25 protein-coding genes are annotated in these 22,537 nt (G+C 33.2%); 17 read left to right on the top strand and 8 right to left on the bottom strand.

The features are described from left to right. Positions 1–179: 179 nt before the first annotated feature. From thrS to rplT, 4 genes are all read left to right on the top strand, one after another. On the top strand, positions 180–2,126 hold the full coding sequence (gene thrS / locus AC1DVP_RS18985) for a threonine--tRNA ligase (protein WP_477185048.1): 1,947 nt from the start codon (positions 180–182) through the stop codon (positions 2,124–2,126). A 22-nt stretch (positions 2,127–2,148) separates the two neighbouring features. Next, on the top strand, positions 2,149–2,700 hold the full coding sequence (infC, locus tag AC1DVP_RS18980; RefSeq protein WP_100429867.1) for a translation initiation factor IF-3: 552 nt from the start codon (positions 2,149–2,151) through the stop codon (positions 2,698–2,700). 133 nt (positions 2,701–2,833) lie between these two features. Next, the gene (rpmI, locus tag AC1DVP_RS18975) at positions 2,834–3,031 is read left to right on the top strand and encodes a 50S ribosomal protein L35 (RefSeq protein ID WP_007810722.1); all 198 of its coding nucleotides are present in this window, start codon (positions 2,834–2,836) and stop codon (positions 3,029–3,031) included. A 147-nt stretch (positions 3,032–3,178) separates the two neighbouring features. Next, positions 3,179–3,523: a 50S ribosomal protein L20 gene (rplT, locus tag AC1DVP_RS18970; protein ID WP_035633036.1), complete on the top strand. Its 345-nt coding sequence runs from the start codon at positions 3,179–3,181 to the stop codon at positions 3,521–3,523. A gap of 136 nt (positions 3,524–3,659) precedes the next feature. On the opposite strand, the gene aspA is transcribed toward rplT, so the two are convergent. The 3 genes from aspA to AC1DVP_RS18955 all read right to left on the bottom strand — a co-directional run bounded on the left by aspA (position 3,660) and on the right by AC1DVP_RS18955 (position 7,073). Further along, positions 3,660–5,069 carry an aspartate ammonia-lyase gene (gene aspA / locus AC1DVP_RS18965; protein WP_477185047.1) on the bottom strand — a complete coding sequence of 470 codons (1,410 nt, stop codon included), beginning with the start codon at positions 5,067–5,069 and terminating at the stop codon, positions 3,660–3,662. Between the two features lie 233 nt (positions 5,070–5,302). Next, positions 5,303–6,052 (bottom strand): DUF2490 domain-containing protein, encoded by a 750-nt coding sequence (locus tag AC1DVP_RS18960; protein WP_477185046.1) that lies wholly within the window; start codon positions 6,050–6,052, stop codon positions 5,303–5,305. Between the two features lie 151 nt (positions 6,053–6,203). Beyond that, entirely contained in the window at positions 6,204–7,073 is an 870-nt protein-coding gene (locus tag AC1DVP_RS18955; protein ID WP_477185045.1) for a hypothetical protein, read from the bottom strand. Positions 7,074–7,418: 345 nt separating this feature from the next. On the opposite strand from AC1DVP_RS18955, the gene AC1DVP_RS18950 reads away from it, so the two are divergent. The 13 genes from AC1DVP_RS18950 to AC1DVP_RS18890 all read left to right on the top strand — a co-directional run bounded on the left by AC1DVP_RS18950 (position 7,419) and on the right by AC1DVP_RS18890 (position 16,560). Beyond that, on the top strand, positions 7,419–7,589 hold the full coding sequence (locus AC1DVP_RS18950) for a hypothetical protein (protein ID WP_477185044.1): 171 nt from the start codon (positions 7,419–7,421) through the stop codon (positions 7,587–7,589). A 59-nt stretch (positions 7,590–7,648) separates the two neighbouring features. Beyond that, positions 7,649–9,373 carry a tetratricopeptide repeat-containing sensor histidine kinase gene (locus AC1DVP_RS18945; protein WP_477185043.1) on the top strand — a complete coding sequence of 575 codons (1,725 nt, stop codon included), beginning with the start codon at positions 7,649–7,651 and terminating at the stop codon, positions 9,371–9,373. Positions 9,374–9,382: 9 nt separating this feature from the next. Continuing rightward, a complete protein-coding gene (locus AC1DVP_RS18940; protein ID WP_477185042.1) occupies positions 9,383–10,051 on the top strand; it encodes a response regulator transcription factor in 669 nt (222 codons plus the stop codon). A 177-nt stretch (positions 10,052–10,228) separates the two neighbouring features. Further along, positions 10,229–10,567, top strand: a complete 339-nt coding sequence (locus AC1DVP_RS18935) for a YegP family protein (RefSeq protein ID WP_477185041.1) — start codon at positions 10,229–10,231, stop codon at positions 10,565–10,567. Positions 10,568–10,579: 12 nt separating this feature from the next. Beyond that, positions 10,580–11,635 carry a type I restriction endonuclease gene (locus AC1DVP_RS18930; RefSeq protein WP_477185040.1) on the top strand — a complete coding sequence of 352 codons (1,056 nt, stop codon included), beginning with the start codon at positions 10,580–10,582 and terminating at the stop codon, positions 11,633–11,635. Between the two features lie 14 nt (positions 11,636–11,649). Next, the gene (locus AC1DVP_RS18925; protein WP_477185039.1) at positions 11,650–12,048 is read left to right on the top strand and encodes an SH3 domain-containing protein; all 399 of its coding nucleotides are present in this window, start codon (positions 11,650–11,652) and stop codon (positions 12,046–12,048) included. 2 nt (positions 12,049–12,050) lie between these two features. After that, positions 12,051–12,293 (top strand): hypothetical protein, encoded by a 243-nt coding sequence (locus AC1DVP_RS18920; protein ID WP_477185038.1) that lies wholly within the window; start codon positions 12,051–12,053, stop codon positions 12,291–12,293. A gap of 5 nt (positions 12,294–12,298) precedes the next feature. Beyond that, positions 12,299–12,601 (top strand): excalibur calcium-binding domain-containing protein, encoded by a 303-nt coding sequence (locus tag AC1DVP_RS18915; protein ID WP_477185037.1) that lies wholly within the window; start codon positions 12,299–12,301, stop codon positions 12,599–12,601. Positions 12,602–12,613: 12 nt separating this feature from the next. Then, positions 12,614–13,009 (top strand): hypothetical protein, encoded by a 396-nt coding sequence (locus AC1DVP_RS18910; protein WP_477185036.1) that lies wholly within the window; start codon positions 12,614–12,616, stop codon positions 13,007–13,009. Positions 13,010–13,012: 3 nt separating this feature from the next. Beyond that, positions 13,013–14,278 carry an ABC transporter permease gene (locus tag AC1DVP_RS18905; protein ID WP_477185035.1) on the top strand — a complete coding sequence of 422 codons (1,266 nt, stop codon included), beginning with the start codon at positions 13,013–13,015 and terminating at the stop codon, positions 14,276–14,278. Between the two features lie 5 nt (positions 14,279–14,283). Next, positions 14,284–15,183: a hypothetical protein gene (locus AC1DVP_RS18900; protein ID WP_477185034.1), complete on the top strand. Its 900-nt coding sequence runs from the start codon at positions 14,284–14,286 to the stop codon at positions 15,181–15,183. A gap of 92 nt (positions 15,184–15,275) precedes the next feature. Further along, positions 15,276–15,683, top strand: coding sequence for a hypothetical protein (locus AC1DVP_RS18895; protein ID WP_477185033.1), 408 nt, complete (start codon positions 15,276–15,278; stop codon positions 15,681–15,683). Between the two features lie 73 nt (positions 15,684–15,756). Further along, complete coding sequence (locus tag AC1DVP_RS18890; RefSeq protein ID WP_477185032.1) at positions 15,757–16,560, top strand: endonuclease/exonuclease/phosphatase family protein; 804 nt, start codon at positions 15,757–15,759, stop codon at positions 16,558–16,560. Positions 16,561–16,646: 86 nt separating this feature from the next. Here AC1DVP_RS18890 and AC1DVP_RS18885 read toward each other — a convergent pair whose 3' ends face one another. From AC1DVP_RS18885 to AC1DVP_RS18865, 5 genes are all read right to left on the bottom strand, one after another. Further along, complete coding sequence (locus AC1DVP_RS18885; RefSeq protein WP_477185031.1) at positions 16,647–17,909, bottom strand: asparagine synthetase B; 1,263 nt, start codon at positions 17,907–17,909, stop codon at positions 16,647–16,649. A 100-nt stretch (positions 17,910–18,009) separates the two neighbouring features. Then, positions 18,010–18,675: a response regulator gene (locus tag AC1DVP_RS18880; protein WP_477185030.1), complete on the bottom strand. Its 666-nt coding sequence runs from the start codon at positions 18,673–18,675 to the stop codon at positions 18,010–18,012. Between the two features lie 3 nt (positions 18,676–18,678). Continuing rightward, positions 18,679–19,350 carry a sensor histidine kinase gene (locus tag AC1DVP_RS18875; protein WP_477185029.1) on the bottom strand — a complete coding sequence of 224 codons (672 nt, stop codon included), beginning with the start codon at positions 19,348–19,350 and terminating at the stop codon, positions 18,679–18,681. A 466-nt stretch (positions 19,351–19,816) separates the two neighbouring features. Beyond that, on the bottom strand, positions 19,817–21,364 hold the full coding sequence (gene dnaB, locus AC1DVP_RS18870; protein ID WP_477185028.1) for a replicative DNA helicase: 1,548 nt from the start codon (positions 21,362–21,364) through the stop codon (positions 19,817–19,819). A gap of 140 nt (positions 21,365–21,504) precedes the next feature. Continuing rightward, positions 21,505–22,458, bottom strand: coding sequence for an acetyl-CoA carboxylase carboxyltransferase subunit alpha (locus tag AC1DVP_RS18865; RefSeq protein WP_477185027.1), 954 nt, complete (start codon positions 22,456–22,458; stop codon positions 21,505–21,507). Between the last annotated feature and the right edge of the window lie 79 nt (positions 22,459–22,537).

Below are 22,537 nucleotides of genomic sequence, written 5' to 3'. Positions count from 1 at the left end.
GCCGGGGTTCGGCACACAAGATTGAAACGGATAGCAGGAAATAGCTCCTAATCAATCGAATTACTCTTTTGCAATAATTCGCGATTTGATTTTGTACTTATATATATAACAAACCTTATAGACCTATTGTATGTGTTTTGTTAATACTTTATATTTGCAATCTTAAAATATAAAAAACAATGATTAAGATTACTTTGCCCGACGGGTCAGTTAGAGAGTTTGCTCCAGAAGTAACTCCGATGGATGTTGCAAAAAGCATCAGTGAAGGATTTGCCAGAAATGTGATTTCAGCATCTTTTAATGGTACAACTATTGAAACATCAACTCCACTGACGACCGACGGCAGTCTTACATTATATACTTGGAATGATGCGGATGGCAAAAAAGCTTTTTGGCATTCAACTTCACATGTTATGGCTCAAGTTCTTGAAGAAATGTACCCTGGAGTTAAACTAACTCTGGGACCTGCTATTTCTAATGGTTTTTACTATGATGTTGATTTTGAAGACCAAAAGATTACTGAGGCCGACTTTAAGAAAATCGAAGACCGTGTGCTTGAAATTTCAAGAGAAAAACATGAATTTAAAATGCGTCCTGTTACTAAAGCGGAAGCATTGGAGATGTACAAAGACAATGTTTACAAAACAGAACTGATTTCTAATCTTGAAGACGGAACTATCACTTTTTGCGATCATTCTACCTTTACAGACTTATGTCGTGGAGGACATATTCCCAATACAGGGATTATCAAAGCAATGAAAATAATGAGTGTTGCCGGAGCTTACTGGAGAGGTGATGAGAAAAACAAGCAATTGACTCGCGTTTACGGAACTTCGTTCCCGAAACAAAAAGACTTAACTGAATACCTTGAATTACTGGAAGAAGCGAAACGCCGCGACCATAGAAAATTAGGAAAAGAGTTGGAATTGTTTGCTTTTTCTCAAAAAGTTGGCCAAGGCTTGCCGTTATGGCTGCCAAAAGGAGCTGCTCTGAGAGATCGATTAGAGCAATTTTTGAAAAAAGCTCAGAAAAAAGCAGGTTACGAGCAAGTTGTTACGCCACATATTGGTCAAAAAGAATTATATGTAACTTCTGGTCATTATGCAAAATACGGAGCAGACAGTTTCCAGCCTATCAATACTCCTGCTGAAGGAGAAGAGTTTTTACTAAAACCGATGAACTGTCCTCATCACTGTGAAATCTACAATGTAAGACCTTGGTCATACAAAGATTTACCAAAGCGTTATGCTGAATTTGGAACCGTTTACAGATACGAACAAAGCGGTGAATTACACGGTTTAACTCGTGTTCGCGGATTTACTCAGGATGATGCGCATATTTTTTGTACTCCAGAACAATTGGATGAAGAGTTTAAAAAAGTAATCGACTTGGTACTATATGTATTTGGTTCATTAGGATTCGAAAACTTTACTGCTCAAATTTCCTTGAGAGATCAAGTAAACAGAGACAAGTATATTGGTTCTGATGAAAATTGGGAAAAAGCTGAAAACGCAATCATCAATGCTGCTGCAGATAAAGGATTGAATACCGTTGTTGAATACGGAGAAGCTGCTTTCTATGGTCCAAAACTGGATTTTATGGTAAAAGATGCTTTAGGCAGACAATGGCAACTGGGAACGATTCAGGTAGATTACAATTTACCAGAGCGTTTTGAACTTACCTACAAAGGATCTGATAATGAATTACATAGACCCGTAATGATTCACAGAGCTCCATTTGGATCCATGGAAAGATTCATTGCTATTTTGCTAGAACATACCGCAGGAAATTTCCCACTTTGGCTAATGCCAGAGCAGGCAATTATACTGTCTTTGAGCGAGAAATATGAAAATTATGCTAAAAAAGTTTTAAATCTCCTAGAAAATCACGAAATTCGCGCCCTAATTGACAATAGAAGCGAGACGATTGGGAAGAAAATCAGAGATGCAGAGATGCAAAAAATCCCGTTTATGCTGATTGTTGGTGAGGAAGAAGAGAAAAACGGAACCATTTCAATTCGCCGTCATGGCCAAGAAGGAAAAGGCAATATCAGCGTTACAATAGAAGAATTTGCTTCAATTGTTGACGAGGAAATCAAAAAAACATTAAAAGTATTTACAGTTTAACTTAAATTATAAAGTCATAGCAATAAGAAGCAACAGAGGTTACCAACCTCGCGTAGAAAAAAAGGATGCACACAGAATAAATAATTTTATTCGCGGTGTACAAGAAGTAAGACTTGTGGGTGAAAACATAGAGCCTGGAGTTTTTAAACTTGCAGAAGCTTTGAGATTAGCTGATCAATTTGAATTGGATCTAGTTGAGATTTCACCAAATGCAGAGCCACCAGTTTGTAAAATAATGGATTACAAGAAATTTGTTTACGAACAAAAGAAACGTGATAAGGCACTGAAAGCTAAATCTACTCAAGTAGTAGTTAAAGAAATACGTTTTGGTCCTCAAACTGATGAGCATGATTACGAATTTAAGAGAAAGAATGCTGAAAAATTCTTGAAAGAAGGAGCTAAATTAAAAGCTTTCGTATTCTTTAAAGGCCGTTCTATTATTTATAAAGATCAAGGGCAAATTTTATTATTAAGATTAGCAACTGATTTAGAAGAACACGGAAAAGTTGAAGCAATGCCTGTTCTTGAAGGAAAGAGAATGATTATGTTTATTGCTCCTAAGAAGAAAAAATAGTTATTTGCTGCAAGCAGTAAGCTTTAAGCTTTAAGCAAAAAGTTTCTTAAACATTTGCCTAAAGCTTATAGCCTAAAGCCTAAAGCTTTTGAAAATATAAGTAAGTAATAATAAATTAAAACACTAGGAAAAAATGCCTAAAATGAAAACCAAATCTAGCGCCAAGAAACGTTTCAAAGTTACTGGTTCTGGAAAGATTAAAAGAAAGCATGCTTTCAAAAGTCATATCTTGACTAAAAAATCTAAAAAACGTAAATTAGCTTTGACTCACTCAGCGCTAGTTCACTCTACAGATATGAAAAGCATCAAACAACAATTAAGAATTATCTAATATAAAAGTATCAAGTCTTGAGAATTAAGCATTAAGACTAAAGCTTATAGATTTCTTTAGGTTAAAACAAATTTAATAACCTTGGAGTATGGCCATAAGTTCCTTTGATTAAATTCAGGACGCCTGCTACAAAAAAACAATAAAATTATGCCAAGATCGGTAAATTCAGTTGCTAAAAGAGCAAGAAGAAAAAAAATAATGAAGCAAGCCAAAGGTTTCTTTGGCAGACGTAAAAACGTTTGGACAGTTGCTAAGAACGCGGTAGAGAAAGCAATGTGCTACGCTTACCGTGACAGAAAAGTGAATAAAAGAAATTTCCGTGCATTATGGATTCAACGTATCAACGCTGGAGCTAGATTGGAAGGAATGTCTTATTCTCAATTCATGGGTAAAGTAAAAGCTAACGGAATCGAATTGAACCGTAAAGTTCTTGCTGATTTAGCTATGAATCACCCAGAAGCTTTCAAAGCAGTACTTAATAAAGTAAAATAAACGTTATATAAACTCAATTTAGAATTACTTACTTATATAGAAAAGCCCAATCTTACGATTGGGCTTTTTTTGTTTTTGCTAATGTGATCAGAAATAATGATAGATACAAATTAAATCGCTTGAACACTTTTCCTTTTTAAGAAGTAATAAATTTTGGATTGATTAAGTTATCTAATGAATAAATTTCATCCCATTTATCCTGAGTGATTAATTTGCGCTCGATAACTGCAATCTGGTGAACGCTCTTTCCTGTTTTCAAAGCTTCTCCAGCAATACTGGCGCTTTCTTCGTATCCTAAAATCGGATTTAACTGAGTAACAATACCAATACTATTCATCACCATAGTATAGCAATGCTGTTCATTGGCAGTAATTCCAATGATACATTTATCGATTAATGTTTGAATGGCGTTTGACAAATAATCCAATGATGTAAACATTGCAAAAGCAATTACGGGCTCCATCACGTTCAGCTGTAATTGACCAGCTTCGGCGGCCATGGTAACCGTTAAATCTTGTCCTATCACATAAAAACAGGTTTGATTGACCACTTCTGGAATTACAGGATTTACTTTTCCGGGCATAATTGATGAACCCGGCTGACGCGCTGGCAGATTAATTTCATTGAATCCTGTCCGCGGACCCGAACTCAGTAGTCTTAAGTCATTACATATTTTTGATATTTTAACCGCAGTCCTTTTCATTGTTCCCATAATTTGAACATAAGCACCAGTATCTACTGTTGCTTCAATCAAATCTGGAGATAAGGTTAACGGGATTCCTGTTTCTTTAGCCAAATAATTGACACAAATCTCTGGATAGCCTTCGGGTGCATTTACTTTAGTTCCGATAGCTGTTGCTCCCATATTAATATCCAATACCAAACTTTGAGCATCTTTTAGCCTTACCACATCCTCTCCTATTGTAGTTGCGTAGGAATGGAATTCTTGTCCCAAAGTCATCGGTACTGCATCCTGCAGCTGAGTTCTCCCCATTTTTAAAACATCCTTGAATTCTGTACCTTTTACTGCAAAAGCTTTTTCAAGATTTTCAACTGTTTTTATAAAATGATCCATTTTTAAATACAATGCTATTCTAAAAGCTGATGGATATGCGTCGTTTGTAGATTGAGAACAATTCACATGATTATTTGGATGCAGGAAATTATACTCCCCTTTTTTATGCCCCAAATATTCCAATCCAATATTGGCAATAACCTCATTGGCATTCATATTTACAGATGTCCCAGCTCCACCCTGTATCAAATCGCTGACAAATTCCTTATTATATTTGCCCGTAATTACTTGATCACTGCCGTAACAAATGGCTTCAACAATTTTAGCATCCAAAGCGCCACAATCCAGATTAGCCATTGCTGCTGCTTTTTTTACATATCCCAATGCTTTTATAAACAATGGCTCTTTTGAAATTGGAATGCCGGTAATATTAAAATTCTCGACGGCTCTAAAAGTTTGAATCCCATAATACAAATGATCTGGAATTTCCAATTCACCCAGAAAATCATGCTCTTTTCTCGTTGTTTTCATATGTAGCAATTTATTGTTTTTTTATTGTCATATGTAATTGCTTCGCCTGTTCGCTATCGCTCGGGTCGCACATCTTTATTGGATTAGACACCAATATCAATCATACCTGTTACATATACAGATGTATTAAGCTTCTAAATTAGCATTAAAGTTAATACATAAATAAATTACGATAAAAGAATTTTTGTTCGATTAAAAAAAACTTCGAACCTCAAATTGATAGAATACACCTCTTAAGAATGTTCGGGTGTTTTATGTTTTAGAGTGGTGTTAAGATAAAAAAACAATCGGATCGTATGATTCATATCGTACTGATAGCCTGAATATTTTTGTTGGTAAACGTTCATATAACCCAAATCATAACTTAATTTTGGAGTGATATTTTGTTTAATGCCAATAAACAATCTGTTTTGGTCAAATGTATTATAGACCGCCTCCTTACCAAAATGAATTAACAGCTCATCGGATAAAACCAATGAAGGCATTTTTTTATCAGTGAATATCGGAATGGTAAAACTGGCCAAATAACGTATTCTGTCCGTAAAACGAAGTTCGCCTGTAGGTTGGTCATTCGCCATTTTTTCCTGCCATCTCTGCTCGTTTCGCAATCTTTGAAGAATGCTTACTTTTCCAACTTTGGCAGCTAACTGTACTTGTTCATATACTCTGTTTTCATCGGCATAAGTTGACCATCCTTCTTTCGTTGGCGCCAGCCACATGTGTGCGTAACCACCGGTAATCGAAACAGACGCATTTGGAATATAAGAAACTCCTCCTCTTAGAAAATAAAAATTATTGCTTTCAAAAAACTCGTTCTCACGAATATGCACATCTGCAACGACTCCCCAATGCTCGGCAAATTTTGTTACAGTGTTCAAAGAAACCCACGTTTGAACCTGCTGATTAACTTCTTTTTTGGCTGTCCCTTGACCGAAGATTAAAAAGGGAAATAATAGAACTAGAACTTTAGATAAATTTTTCAAAACAATATGTGATTTAGATCAAAAAGTAACTGCTGAACAAAATACAATTTCAGATTTTGCTCAGTAAAAATACTTTACATTTTATAATTCTAATATGACATTTATCATTTTGGAGAATAAAAACTAACGTGAAAGTTATAATTTCATACTCTTACTCTTTGCACTTCAATTTGTATTTCTGAATAATATAATTTGTAATAGGTTTTAATGGTTTAGCAGTTTCAGGATAAAATCCAGGCTGATTAAATAATTCAATTTCTCCATCCTTTTTATAGTACCAAACTATAGGCTTGTCATTTTTAAAAAACTCTAATCCAGCCTTTGGATCCAACTTTTCCAACTTCATTATTTTCTCATCAATAGGAACAATTAAAGTCAATTGACCAATTCCTAGTTTATCATTGGAACAATCAACTGCTTCATAATGATTTTCTTTCCACTGCATACATTCTTTGGGTGGAAAGATTATATCTTTTACTGAATATGTCATAAAAGATAAAGAAATCAAAATCATTATAATGAAACCAACTCTTTTGATACTTTTCCAATTCTTAGTGATTACATCATTTTTTATTAAACCTTCCAAATCAATTTTATCAATAATAATCTCTTTCTGTTCTACCCTTTGAGAAATCCCAACTCCTATTTCTTTAGTATCTCCAATTTGCAAATACCTTTTATAAGGTCTTGGATTATAATCTACAATAATAGCCGCCATTTCAATCCTCGTTCTATCTTCTGAATTTTTTTCACCTAACAGAAAAGAGCGTATCGGTCTAAATCTGCTTATTTCGCATTTTTCAATGGACTTCCTCAAACTCCCTTCCTCTTTTACATTGAAAAACAGTTTCATTGTTGTTTCATCATTCTTGGAAAGAGATTCATCAAAAAAAATCAAACACAAATTACGCAGTTGTGCAGGACTTGGATTCATCAAAATCCCAGTGATATCTTCTATTTTCTTCTTTTCATATTGAGTTCTAATAGCCGTCTTGTATTCATTCAAAGTAATTTTACTCATATCATTTACTGGAATTAATTAACATTAAATGGAAACCATCGGAAATACTGGAATTACCGGAATTCCATTGAAATCATTCAACATAAACGGCATTCCTTTGCTTCAGAATTAGTTCTTGTTCTATTTCGCGATAAGAACAAATGTACAAAACTAGTTCCAAAAAAGTGTTGCTATACAGCGTAGTACGTTTATTCGGGAAGTATAAATAATACTATACTGCTTTAGCACACTTCACTTCCCACGAGCAAAAAAACAAACAGTTTTTAGTGGCTTGCCTATTCAGGTAATGATCCGATTTCAATATCGGACAGCCCAATCTATGTCTAATTTTTAATACTTAAAAAAATGAAAAGAATATTTTTAGTATCGTGTTATGTTATTGCAGCAGTAGCAATGGCTTCTTGTACCAATGATGATGTGGAGACAACTCCAAAAACAAATAAGCAACAAATCAGTGCTGATGAGCCAGGAGATGGGCAAAGTGGACAAACACCAACCACACCTCCGAAACCTTAATTCTAGAATATTAATTCTAAATCATAAAAGATTTTAATTAATTTGAGTATTTTCGGGAAATGATAGCGAAAAAGTTACATTTCCCGAATTTTTCTTTATTACTTATACTCATACTATTAGTTCTATTTGGTTGTAATAAAAAGACATATATTCCTAAAGTAAAAAAAAATAATACAGCATATCAAGTTTATATTGATTATGCTGAAAAATATTTTGCAAATTCAAAATATAACAGCGCATTCATTTACTATAATAAATCAAAATTAACTTGCGACCCAATTCAAGATAGTACAAAAATCATTTATTCATTACTTAAAATTTCTATTATTCAACAAATACAAGGTGATTATGCTAGTAGTGAAACTAGTGCGACTGAAGCAATCTCCTTTTTTAATAAAACAACAGAAAATCAATACAAAACAGCAATCTATAATATTCTAGGCATTAATTATGAAAATTTATTCGATTATGATTCTGCTATTAATTATTATAATCAAGCGTATAATTTTGCTGAAAGCGAAATACAGAAAGTTATACTTAAAAATAACATTGCAGTTGTTTATTTAGATCAAAATAAATACCAGCAGGCCATAACCATTTTATTGCCATTAACAAAAGAAAGCGCAGTTCAGGGAAACAAAGAAAATTATGCCCGAATCTTAGATAATTTAGGCTACTCCTATTTTCGATTAAAAGATACCCACAGTTTATCATATCTCAATCAATCATTAAAAATAAGAGAACTCATCAGAGATGATTTTGGATTGACCAAAAGTTATATTCATTTATCTGAATTTTATAAAAATCTTGATGCAAAACTATCTTACAGCTACTCTAAACAAGCTTATGCTACAGCTACTAAAATAAATAATGTTGACGATCGCTTAAAATCATTGACTTTATTAATGCAAAACAATATTAAAAATGATTCTAAAAAAAATTCAGAAATCTACCTTCGCATCAGCGACAGTCTTAATAAAGCTAGGCAAAAAGCAAAAAATCAATTTGCAAAAATCAAATACGATTCAACCAAAGAAAAAAATGAAAACCTAGTTCTTAAAGCCCAAAAAGCTGAAAATGCATTAGAACTGGAACGGCAAAGAACTAGAAATTATATCGCTTATTTTTTCATATTTACAGGGATTCTATCTTCTGTTTTTTTATACTATTATTTAAAAAACAAAAATAAGAAGGAACAACAAGACGCCGTTTATAAAAGCGAAACCCGAATAGCCAAAAAACTTCATGACGAGTTAGCCAATGATGTTTACCAAACAATGGCTTTTGCAGAAACCCAGGATTTACAAAATCCAATAAAAAAAGAAACGCTACTCGGCAGTCTGGATAAAATATACGCTCTAACACGAAACATTTCAAGAGAAAACAGTAAAATAGAAACGGGTGCCAAGTTTGAAGAAGAACTAAAAGAAATGCTGTCGGGTTACAACAATGATCAAGTAAAAATAATTATTAAGGATAATGGCGATATCAATTGGTTAAAAATCCAGCCTGAAACAAAAATTGCCCTCCACAGAGTATTGCAGGAACTGATGGTCAATATGAGAAAACACAGTCAGTGTTCATTTGCTGTCATTAGTTTTGAATCGAATGAAAAACACATTGAAGTCAATTATTCTGACAATGGAGTTGGAATAAAAGATTCCTTAATTTTAAAAAACGGACTCTCCAATGTGGAAAACCGTATTCATACCATCAATGGAACTATTATTTTTGACTCAGAAACCACTAAAGGTTTTAAGGCTAAAATAGCAATCCCTAAATAATTACTGATTATGTTCAAAAAAGTTTTGATAGTAGATGACATCGATTTTAATGATATTGCTGCAGTACAGGTTCTTGAAGAACTTGAAGTTCCCGAAATTGCTTTTGCAAAATATTGTGATGACGCTTTGCTAAAAATCAAAAAAGCCTACAAAGACGACGAACCCTATGAATTATTGATCTCCGATTTGTCATTTAAAACCGATTACAGAGAAAATACCCTCAACTCTGGCGAGGAATTAATAACTGCAGTAAAACAATTGTTTCCCGAAATAAAAATCATTGCCTTTTCTATCGAAGACAAATCCTATCGCATAAAATCATTATTTGACAAATACAATATTGATGGTTTTGTCATGAAAGGCCGAAACAGTATCCCAGAACTCAAAAAAGCCATTGACATTGTTTACAAAGACACTCAAAAATATTTATCTCCAGAATTGAACTATATTCTTCAGGACAAGACCGTCAATGAAATAGACAATTATGATATCCAACTCATTAAATATCTTTCTATAGGCGTGACTCAGGAAAATATGGAATCCACTTTTAAGGAAGCTGGTATTGTGCCAAATAGCAAAAGCACGATCGAAAAACGCCTCAATAAACTCAAAATATACTTCAAGGCAAACAATCCAACTCATCTTGTGGCTATTGCCAAAGATTTAGGATTGATTTAAGCAAAACTCCTTTATTATTGACCTAACAGATTTTACGAAATCTGTTAGGTCTTTTTATTTTATTCACAATCAGTTTTTAAAAGTAAAATATTTYTCCTCTTTACGGATTCCCGTAAGGAATTGATTTTTAATGGGTTTAAGTTTGAATAATTATTAATCAAATAAAAAACCAAATTCATGAAGTTTCCAAAATTTATAATTAAAAAAAGCACTAACGATCAATTCTATTTTAATCTATGGTCAAAAGATGTGTCCATTATTTTAAAAAGTGAAATGTACACTACAAAACAAAATTGCAAAAACGGAATTGAATCCGTGAAAACAAATGCGCCATTGGATAAAAATTACGACAGAAAAACATCCGACAACTCCAAATATTATTTTGTTTTAAAATCTCAAAATAATGGTCAAGTAATTGGAACCAGTAATATGTACCCGAACGCATCCGAAAGAGACTCCGCCATTGAAAGAGTCAAAAATGATGCTCCAATAGCCGAAACTGAAGATTTATCTTAACTCATAAAACCTATGGAACTTTCTACCCAACTTAAATCTTTGGCCGATAAAATCAATCAGCTGAAAGATAAAATTGAAACCGAAGAATCAACAAAACATGCTTTTGTGCTTCCTTTTATCAACATCTTAGGCTACGACACTTTCAACCCAACCGAGGTAGTACCGGAATTCACAGCCGATATTGGTCTCAAAAAAGGCGAAAAAGTTGATTATGCCATTATTCAAGATGGAGCTCCAATCCTGATTATCGAATGCAAGAATTGGAAAGAGAAATTATCCGTTCATAATTCGCAATTGTTCCGCTATTTCCATGTAACCAAAACTCGTTTTGCTCTTTTAACAAATGGAATTACCTATCAGTTTTTCACAGATTTGGACGAAAAAAACAAAATGGATGCAAAACCATTTCTGGAGTTCGACATTACTTCATTAAAAGACAATGTGATTAATGAAATAGCAAAATTCCACAAATCCAGTTTTGATGTCAATCACATTGTAAGCAATGCGAGTTCCTTAAAATACATACAAGAAATCAGAAAACAAATTAATGATGAATTGTCTAATCCATCCAATGAATTTGTAAAACTGTTTGCCAATAAGGTCTATTCGGGACGATTAACCGAAAAAGTGGTGGATGAATTTAAAGACCTGGTTCAAAAAGGATTCAATCAATTTATTAGTGACAAAATAAATGACCGTCTTAAAGCTGCACTCACTAAAGAATCACAGCAACAGGAAGAACAAATTGAACCTGTAACAGAAGAAAGCAAAATTTGCACCAGCGAAGAAGAGCTCGAAGCTTATAGAATTGTAGTGGCTATTTTGAGGCGAAAACTTCCAACCAACAGAATTGTTTCCCGCGACACCCAATCCTATTTTGGAGTTTTATTGGACAACAACAATCGAAAACCTTTATGCCGATTACACCTTAACGGCGGCAAAAAATACATCGGGCTTTTCAATACTGATAAAAACGAAATTCGCCAATTCATTCAAACCATTGATGATATTTATTTGTTTGAGAAAGAGTTGCTGGAGACGGTTGGAGGATATGAAATTGAAAATTAAATATTTAAAAAAATATGAAGAATATTTATCTATTACTAATATGCATCGTATTCCATTCTTGTTCATCAAGTTATACCTGTGAATCAAATTATGAAACTCCAATATATTCAGAAAAATCAGAAAAAAGCAGTATTGTTTTTATGATTCCAAAAAACACTAAAGTTATTGTGATTGGAAAATCAAGAAAATTCAAAAAAATAAAAATTGACCAATATGAGGGTTGGACTAATAGTACTAATTTAAATTTTATATCAAAAAGCAATAAAGCTCAAAAAAATAGCACTACTTCATATAATAAATATTGTTCAAGTTCATCTGGAGGAACTGTTAATGTTAAAGGTTATTATAGAAAAAATGGAACTTATGTTAGCCCTCACACGAGAAGTTCTCCAAAATCATATAAAAGAAAATAATCATGGGATTCAAATTTCAAAAAAGAATAAATCTGGGAAGCGGATTCGGCTTTAATATAAGTAAATCAGACATATCTCCAAGTTTACGAACTCAATTTGGTTCAATAAGCAATAAAAAAATATCAGCTAAAACAGGAATTCCTGGCGTTTCATATAACAACACATTCAAGTCCCGTAAAAGTGGTTGCACAGGGATTCTTTTAATTGGAGTTATAACATTTTTAATTTATATAATAAAACATTAATAATCATGGGGTATAGAAAAGGATATTATAAAAAAGACGGGACTTATGTTCAAGGGCACTATACTAGCACTAAATCCAAATCTTATTCAAATAATAAAGGGTGTGCAGGAATATTTTTAGCACTAACAATCTTTGGTTTAGCAATTTCTTGCTCTGAACAATCTAATAAAACAGATTGTCCAAGTAAAAATTGTTCTGATTTTTCAACGCAAGCTCAAGCGCAATCAACTTATAATAGCAACAAAGATTGCTATAAAAATTTAGATGCTGATAATGATGGAACCGCATGCGAAAATTTACCTAACTAAATATTTAAAAAAATGATAACACTAGAACTAAAAAGTCATTTTCTTCGATTATATCAAATGGCTTTAGCAGATGACAACTTTGATGTTTTGGAACTTCAAATGTTATATCAATTTGCTGATGAAAGAGGAATCCCAAAAGAAGAATTAGACAAATTATTCTTAAATCCAATAAATAGTGATTTAAGTACACCAAGTAATTTAAATACAAGAGTTGAGTATTTATATGACTTGACTAGAATTATTTGGGCAGATGGTCAAATCACTATTGATGAAATGAACACTCTAAAAAAATATTGCAAAAAATTTGAATTTCTAGAAGAAAACATAGATGACTTAGCAAATTACCTGATTGATTGCGTCCAAAAAGGAATTGGCAAACAGGAAATTATTAATCAATTAAATTCTTAATTTATGAAATCACTGCAACAAATATTTAGTTTAAAAAAAGTTGAAGAACCGCAGTCAAACTCTTTTGAAGAAAACGAAGAAAACAGAGAACAAATCCGAATAACTTACTACCAAAGTGGTTTTGCAGCTTCAGTTAGAGCAACTGGTAGACCTATTGTTTTAAGAGCATGTCTGCAAAATTTATTCAGCAGTTTTGAAGATCAATGCCGAAAACAAATTTTAGAACAAGAAAGATTAAAACAACCCTACAAAGAAGAACAAGAGAAGAACAAAACTGAGCTTAGAAAGAGTGAAACGGCAATCGCTATTTATGAACAAAAAGAATCTGAATTTAACAGCATAATAGACAATATCCAGCAGGAAATTGTTGATGTAAAAGTCAATCCAAAAAAATATATCGATGATGGTAAAAGGCAAAAAGCACAATTCTACGTTGGTTTAATTCTAATACTTCCGATTACACTTTACTTATTAGTCTTTTATATCTCTGCATCTTATTCGGCATTCTTCAAAGAATTTTCAGACGATAGCTTAACCGCTGCTATTTTTGATGCCGATGCTCTCACAAATTCATTTAAAGCAAGCTGGCTAGAAGGCGTTTTAGTTATTACTATTCCGTTTGTATTTATGGGATTGGGATATATAATCCACATGGTTCAAAAAGGCAAAGGAATAAAAAACACTTTTAGAATGATTGCTCTATTTACTATTACTTTCCTATTTGATGGATTATTAGCTTATATAATTGAGAAAAAAATATATGATTTCAATAAAACACCAGATTCTCCAGCTTATAATTTAAGAATTGCATTAGAACAAGCTGAATTTTGGATGATAATTTTTGCCGGTTTTGTAGTGTATATTATTTGGGGGTTGGTATTTGACTTTGTAATGAAAGAACATGAGAATATGGATAAAATCAGAGTATTTATTCGCGGAAAAAAAGAAGAATTAACCAATCTAGGAAAAGTCAAATTAGAGAACTCAAATAAACTAAATGATTTCAAACAAAAAGTTGTAAGCATTAATGGCACAATCAGAGAATTACAATCTAAAATAGATGGATTTGTTTTTCCTGTCAAAGAATACCTTAATTATCATCATCAATACAAAGAAGGATGGTATCAAGCAATTGGAACTGAAATTGCATTACCGCACAGAGAAAAAGAAGAATTATTAGTGAGTTGTGAATCTACTTCGGTAGAACATCTGAAACAGCTAAACCTTATTGATCCTGATTTCCAACACTTAGTATATTCTAAAAACTAGACATTATGAAACTAAATATTAAACTAACAATCATATTATTTTTTACCACTTTTGCTTTTTCTTGTAAAAATGAAGAAAAAGAGGCTGATAACAATGTAACTAAAACAAAAGACATTTCTGAAAATTTAAATATCAGTTTGCTGCTTGATTTATCAGATAGAATCAGTCCAACGAAATATCCCAATCCAACAATGGAATATTACCTAAGAGATGTTGGATATATTAATTCAGTTTCTGAAGCATTTACAGAACATGTTCGCAGCAAAAAAGTAATAAGAGCACATGATAAAATTCAATTGTTTTTTGATCCGACTCCGCTTAATCCAGAGATAAACAAAATCTCAAAAGACTTAAAAATTGAAATCAATAAAGGAAATGTTTCAAAAGAACGAATAAGTAATATCAAAACAATCTATGCAAATAACCCTTTAGAAATATACAAACTTGCTATTAAAGATGAAAACTATATTGGTTCAGACATATGGCGCTTCTTTAAAACCAAAATTAATGATTACTGCCTCGAAAAAGAGTATCGAAATATTCTAGTAATATTAACTGATGGTTATATCTATTACAAAGATACTCAAATGAGAGAAGGGAATCTAACAACTTATCTCACTCCCGAATTAGTAAAAATCAGCAACCTTAATTCTTTTGATTGGAATAAAAAAATGATGGGTCAGAAATTTGGTTTTTTAAAAGCTAACAATAATTTATCAAAACTCGAAATACTCGTATTAGGGATTAACCCAAACCAGAAAAATCCTTATGAAGAAGATGTGATAAAAGCCTATTGGACAAATTGGTTTCAATCCATGAAAGTAAAGAGATTCGAAATAAGAAATGCTGATTTACCATCCAATATGGATAAAATTATAAAGGATTTTATATCTAAAAAAGATTAATTTATGAAAATATAAAGCCTTTTATATCTATCATTTACGGTTTCCAACATCGAACTAATACATTATCCCTTTAGATTTGAAACAAAATTACTATGATTAAAAAACTACTTTTTATATTATTTTCATTTTGGCTTATAACTTCCTGTAAAAAAGAACCTCAAAAACTAAAACCGCAATCATTCTATAAAAAAGTTATCGCTCCAGATGACATCAAAACCATTACTCCTGAAGAGGCTAAAACCTATCATAAAGACATTCATTATCATTATGAATACCGCACTGGGACCTCTGGCAATTATAAATACAACTATGTGGTAAATGGTTTGGATCAAGAGGGAGACTCTGTATCGGGTGTTATCAATGTAAAAGGCAAACATGGCGCAGGAATAATCATCAACAGAGATAAAGAAACAATCGATATTTATGTAGAATGGATTGATTATGGCAAACTAAAAGGCACAGACGAAGAGGGCAACATTTATAAACTGGAAGTAAATTAAAAAGAATTCTTTGTGACTGGGAAGACTTATAATTCCTTTTGCAATCTTTATATTTGGGAAATAATTCCAATCCATGAACAAAATATTCTGTTTTCTCTTTTTACTTTTTTTCACCTCCTTTTATTCCCAAACCAAACTCCTTTCCTGGAATCTTGAAAACTTTGGAAAATCTAAATCCAATCAAGAAATTGCATTTATTGCCAATACTATAAAAGACTATGATATTGTCACCATCCAAGAAGTGGTAGCGGGAAACGGAGGAACACAGGCTGTTGCAAAACTTGCCGATGAACTCAATCGAAAAGGAACTAAATGGGATTATCGAATAAGTGACCCTACCTCCAGCACTGCTTATAAAACCGAACGCTATGCTTTTCTCTGGAAAACGAGTGCCATAAAACTAAAAGGCAAACCATGGCTGGAACAACAATACCATTTGGAAATAGACCGCGAACCTTATTTTGCCACTTTTGAAATAAAAGGAAAAACTATTACTATTGCTTCCTTTCACGCCATAACCAAAAACAAACAGCCCGAAACCGAGATCAAATATTTCAAGCTTCTGCCACAAGTCTATCCCAATTTAAATTTACTGTTTGCTGGAGATTTCAATTGCCCGCAGTCGCATTCGGTTTTTACGCCTTTAAAGAAAATGGGCTTTGCCCCTATTTTGAAAAATCAAAAAACATCATTAAAAATGAAATGCAAAGGTTCCAATTGTTTGGCTTCCGAGTATGACAATATCTTTTATAAAACCAGTTCCATAAACTATATAAAATCGGATGCGGTCTTGTTTTATGAGAAATTCATTTCCTTAAAAGAAGCCCGAAAAATATCCGATCATCTTCCTGTTTGGTTTGAATTCTCTTTGAATTAATGAAATACGCATAAAAAATAGGCCACAGATTACACGGATTAAGCAGCTAAAAACTAATGACTAAGAACTAATGGCTAATCACTTTTTTACGTTTTCTGTTTTTTCTTTCTTGCCGCTGGGAACAGCACATTATTTAAAATCAGGCGATAACCCGGAGAATTGGGATGCAAATCCAAGACTGTCGCAGGATCGCCCACCTGATGCTGATAATCTTCCGGATCGTGGCCTCCATAAAAAGTAAACATTCCTTTTCCTTTTTCTCCATGTATATAACGAGCTTCACCATCCAGTTCGCAGGTTCCCATTACTAAAACATTCGATTTTACAAATTCGGAATCAAAAGCTGTGGTTTGCCCCATAAATCCTTTGATTAACTGTGTGTGGTTTTGGCATAACATGCTTGGAATAAAATCCCATTTGGCCGAATACTCCATCAAAGTAAAATAATCTTTGTCCATCGGAATTCTTCTTTTCGAAGTCATGTCGATGTTCGAAAATTCATATTCTTCTGGTTTTCGTTCCAAAGTAAAATTTTTGAACGCAAAAGTGTTGCTGAAATTCAGTTTAGACTGATAATTGGCTTCGCTGGGATCTCCGTCAAACATAGATTCGCAAATATCGACTCCATCTGCAGCCAAAGCAATATCAAAACTGTCTGTTGCAGAACACATAGCAAATAAAAACCCTCCACCAATTACAAAATCTCTAATTTTCTTGGCGACAGCTCCTTTCTCCTGAGATACTTTTTCATACCCTAACTTTTTGGCCAAAGCTTCAGCATCTCTTTTTTGATCAATATACCAAGGAATATTTTTATAAGCTCCATAAAATTTTCCGTACTGACCAGTGTAATCTTCGTGATGCAGATGCAGCCAATCATACATTACTAATTGGTCACTTAGTACTTCTTCATCATAAATAGGCGTAAAAGGAATTTCGGCATAAGTCAAAACCAAGGTTACAGCATCGTCCCACGGCTGTTTCCCTTTTGGGGTATAAACGGCAACTTTTGGGGCTTTTTCCAGAATAACGGTCTCCATATTTTGAGACGGACTGGAAATTTCATTCAGTATTGCAGTTTCTTCTGCATCTGAAAGCACTTCAAAACTTACGCCCCTAATTTGGCATTCTTTTCTAATTTCTTCGGCATCGGGCAATAAAAAAGAGCCTCCGCGGTAATTAAGCAGCCAGCTTGCTTTATACTCTTTAGCTAAACACCAATAGGTAATTCCGTATGCTTTAAGATGATTTTGCTGCGTAGTCTCATCCATTGGCAGCAAAATAAAAGATGCTCTGGAAGAAATCGAAACAAGAAAAATAAATGTAAAAAAAAGTATTTTGCGTATCATTTTAAAACTATTTTAAAACAAAGATAATGGTAAGCAATTAAAGAACTTATTTTATCTTTTATAATAATGCAAAATAAAACTTTTTCATACACTTCTATTATTATAGATCCAAAGAAACTAATTCATGCTGTATGGCAAAAACAACCAATCCGGCAATGTTTTTGGACTCCGTTTTCAGCAGCAGGTTATTTCTATGCCCTTCGACTGTTCTTGGGCTTATGAATAATTTTTCGCCAATTTCTATGGTGCTTTTTTGTTTGCAGATGAGCTGTAAAACTTCCAGTTCCCGAGAAGTGATAAAATTAGTATCAAAACTGCATTTGATTTTTTTATTGGTAACAATATCTTTCTGAATAATATTCAAAACATAATCTGAATAATAAAACCCTTTTCCAGCAACTTCGTTGATAGTTGCAAACAGTTCTTGCGGTGTTGCATTCTTTACCAAATATGAAACAGCTCCCACATCAATCATGTTTGCTATAAATGATTTTGAATCATAGCTGGTTAATGCGATAATTTTTATATCCGGATAATCTTTGCGGATGATCTTTGTCGCTTCAATTCCATTAAGGAACGGCATTTTCAAATCCATGATTATAATGTCTGGCTTGGGATTGTCTCCTTTTAAAAACTCCATCAATTCCAATCCGTTTGAAGCTTCAAAAAGAACCTCAATATTTTTTTCTCTAGTCAATAAAAAAGAAATCCCTTTTCGAAAAAGCATTTCATCATCAACTAAAATCATTCTTATTGTTTTGTCCATAATTTAAAAATTAAAAAAAACCGAAATTCCTTCATTCATTTGTGATTCAATCGTGAGCTTTCCACCAAGAATTGCTACTCTGCCTGACACATTTTTCATTCCTAACCCTTCGTGGCCTTTCAGCTGATTCAAATCAAAACCAATCCCATTGTCCGAATAATTACAGGTTTTTACCCCATCAATTTCATTAAACGAAACCGATATTGAAGTTGCTTTTCCATGTTGAATTGAATTAGCAAACAATTCCTGTAAAATTCTAAAAACATGAATGTGTTTTTCATTGTCTTTAAAATCAAACTTTATATTATTTACATATTGAATATCTATGGTTGTGGCATCAATTAATTCAGAACATAACTCTTCAATTCCTGCATGAAGCCCAAATTTTTCTAAAACCGGAGGAAGCAGGCTATGGGTCAGTCTTTTAGAACTTATCAATGCCTTCGAAGTATATTCTATAATATTTTTGGTAATTTCTTCAATATCCTTTTTAGGTAAATTTGGAATTTTTAACAAATGACAATTTAGAGAAATCACATTTAACTTGGAGCCCAGATCATCATGCAAATCTTGGGCAACTCGTTTTCTATCCATTTCTAGCGTACGAACTGCTGCTAATAATTGATTTTGGCATTGGGAAATATTAAACCCTTGAAGCACCATTCTTTTCCCCATATTTGTTTAGATTTAACTAATAAATAATTACTCACTTTAAAACGGTTTGGCTCAATAAATAAAAATCATACTATTTACATATCTGATTAAAAAAATCTAACTTGTAATTTACAATAACAAATATATATCATAGTTAGTAATTTTCCTAATAAAAAAATACGAAAATAACATTTATTCAACGCTAAATTTATTTATATATAAATAATTAAAATAATAATTCTCATAAAAATTAAATCCCATTTAGGCTTTGGAGCAATTAAAACCGTCAGGCAAAAAAACATTTTTTATAATGATTTATTAGTCCAATAGTCCAAAGTGTGCTTCCAAATGTTTTATTAAAGATTCACAAGTCAAAAAAAAAAAAAAAACAGCAGCAAAATTAATTTTGCTGCTGTTTAATCTAAATTTACTTATCAAATAATAATTGAGAATGTTTCGTTTTCAAAAATCAGGTTCTCATTACATTTTAAAAAGGAACATCGCCATCATCATCGTCATCATTATTAAAATTACTCCCAAAAGCTTCATTAGCCGAAGGAAGGTTTTTGGTAATAAATGAATTTTCATCATGATTCATGCTCGAAGGCAAGTCATCATATCCGCTGCCATAGTCTTCTAAATTATCAAAGCGTCCTAAATGCCCAATAAATTTCAAACGAACGTTTTCGATACCACCATTTCTGTGTTTGGCAATCATGATTTCAGCCTGACCAGCGGTTGGAGATGCCTCTTCATCATCCCATTCGTCAATTTTATAATATTCAGGACGGTATAAAAAAGAAACAATATCCGCATCCTGCTCAATCGCTCCAGATTCACGAAGATCCGACAGCAAAGGCCTTTTGCTCGAACCACGCGTCTCAACAGCACGCGATAACTGTGACAGTGCAATTACAGGAACATTTAATTCCTTTGCCAGTGCTTTTAAATTTCGGGAGATAGTCGAGATTTCCTGCTCTCTGTTTCCTCCGCCTTTTCCATTTCCTCCAGCAGTCATCAGCTGTAAATAATCGATAATAATAATTTTGATGCCATGTTGTGACACCAAACGTCTTGCTTTTGCTCTTAAGTCAAAAATCGATAACGATGGAGTATCATCAATAAAAAGTGGTGCTTTTTCTAAATTCTTTACTTTGGTACTCAGTTGTTCCCACTCGTGTTTCTCTAGTTTTCCTGTACGCAATTTTTCCGACGACAATCCTGTTTCAGATGAAATTAACCTTGTTATCAGCTGTACTGATGCCATCTCCAACGAAAACAAAGCTACAGGATGCCCAAAATCGATAGCTATGTTTCTGGCCATAGATAAAATAAAGGCCGTTTTACCCATCGCAGGTCTTGCCGCAATAATAATTAAATCACTTGGCTGCCAGCCAGAAGTAAGCTTATCTAATTTGTCAAAACCAGTGGCTACACCGCTAAGTCCTTCCTGACCTGCAATTTCTTCAATACGCTTTTTTGCCTGGAGCACTAAACTTTGAGCCGTTTCAGAACTACGTTTGATGTTTCCTTGAGTAACCTCGTAAAGTTTAGATTCGGCCTTATCTAATAAATCAAAAACATCGGTAGTTTCATCATAGGAATCTTCTATAATTTCAGACGAAATTCGAATCAAGCTTCGCTGGATAAACTTTTGAAGAATAATTCTGGAGTGAAATTCGATATGCGCAGATGATGAAATCTTTTGCGTAAGCTGAATAAGATAAAAATCACCGCCGGCAAGATCTAATTTTGCATTTTTTCTAAGCTGCGCCGAAACGGTTAATAAATCGATCGGCTGTGTATCGTTGAATAATTGTATAATGGCTTCAAAAATATATTTGTGAGCGTCTTTATAAAATGCATCAGGCTGCAGGATATCAATTACCTCATCTACACCTTTTTTATCAATCATCATTGCCCCAAGAACAGCTTCTTCTAAATCTAATGCCTGTGGGGGTAATTTTCCTTTTTCTAGATTTATAATAGTTGTTTTGTCCACTTTAATCGGACTCATATTTTTGAAATTTTCCATATAGCGAAAGTAACTAAAATTAAAAAAAAATCACAATTGAGTTATTACGATTTATTGTTTATAAATACTTCTTTTTTGTTTATAACCAAAAAAAAATCCGAAACTGTAAGGCTTCGGATTAAGATCTTAAAATTGGCGGTTTACTCTTTAAACTCCCCCATTTTACAGTATTTATCCATTCTCTGAGCGATTAAATCCTCTGTTGATAAGTCTTTCAATTCGTTATATCCTTTCAAGATGTATTGCTCTACTGTAGTAAAAGTAGTCTCTCTGTCATAATGAGCTCCTCCTAAAGGTTCTGGTATAATGTCGTCGACTAATTTTTGTTTTTTCATATCAGCTGAAGTCAATTTTAAGGCTTCGGCAGCTTGTTCTTTATAGTCCCAGCTTTTCCATAAAATAGACGAACAGGATTCTGGCGATATAACGGAATACCAAGTATTTTCCAACATATACACACGGTCTCCAACACCAATTCCTAACGCCCCTCCAGAAGCACCCTCACCCACAATAATAGTTATCACAGGCACTTTTAACAGAACCATTTCAAAAATATTTCTTGCAATGGCTTCTCCCTGTCCGCGCTCTTCAGCTTCCAAACCTGGATATGCACCAGGTGTATCAATCAATGTAACTACTGGAATATTAAATTTCTCAGCCATTTTCATCAAACGTAAGGCTTTTCTATATCCTTCAGGATTTGCCATCCCAAAATTTCTATATTGTCGTGTCTTAGTATTGGTTCCTTTTTGCTGTCCAATAATCATAAACGACTGCCCGCCTATCTTGCCTAAACCGCCAATCATGGCTTTGTCATCTTTAAAACCTCTGTCGCCGTGAAGCTCTAAAAAAGTGTCTCCGCAAAGTCCTTTAATATGATCTAGGGTATAAGGCCGGCTTGGGTGTCTTGACAATTGTACACGTTGCCAAGCGGTTAAGTTTTTGTAAATCTGTTTTTTGGTTTCCTCTAATTTTTTGTTGATTTGCTTGCACGTATTGGTAACATCAACATCCGATTCTAAACCAATAACAACACATTTATCTAATTGCTCTTCAAGTTCTTTTATAGGAAGCTCAAAATCTAAATATTCCATAGGATTTGCGCGTATTTATTATTGTTCTTATTTTTTTGATTTGGAACTGCAAATATAAAATTTAATATCGTTATACACT

It is taken from the genome of Flavobacterium sp. P3_A6 (assembly GCF_056403035.1).
This window is presented reverse-complemented; position numbering and strand designations above follow the sequence as displayed.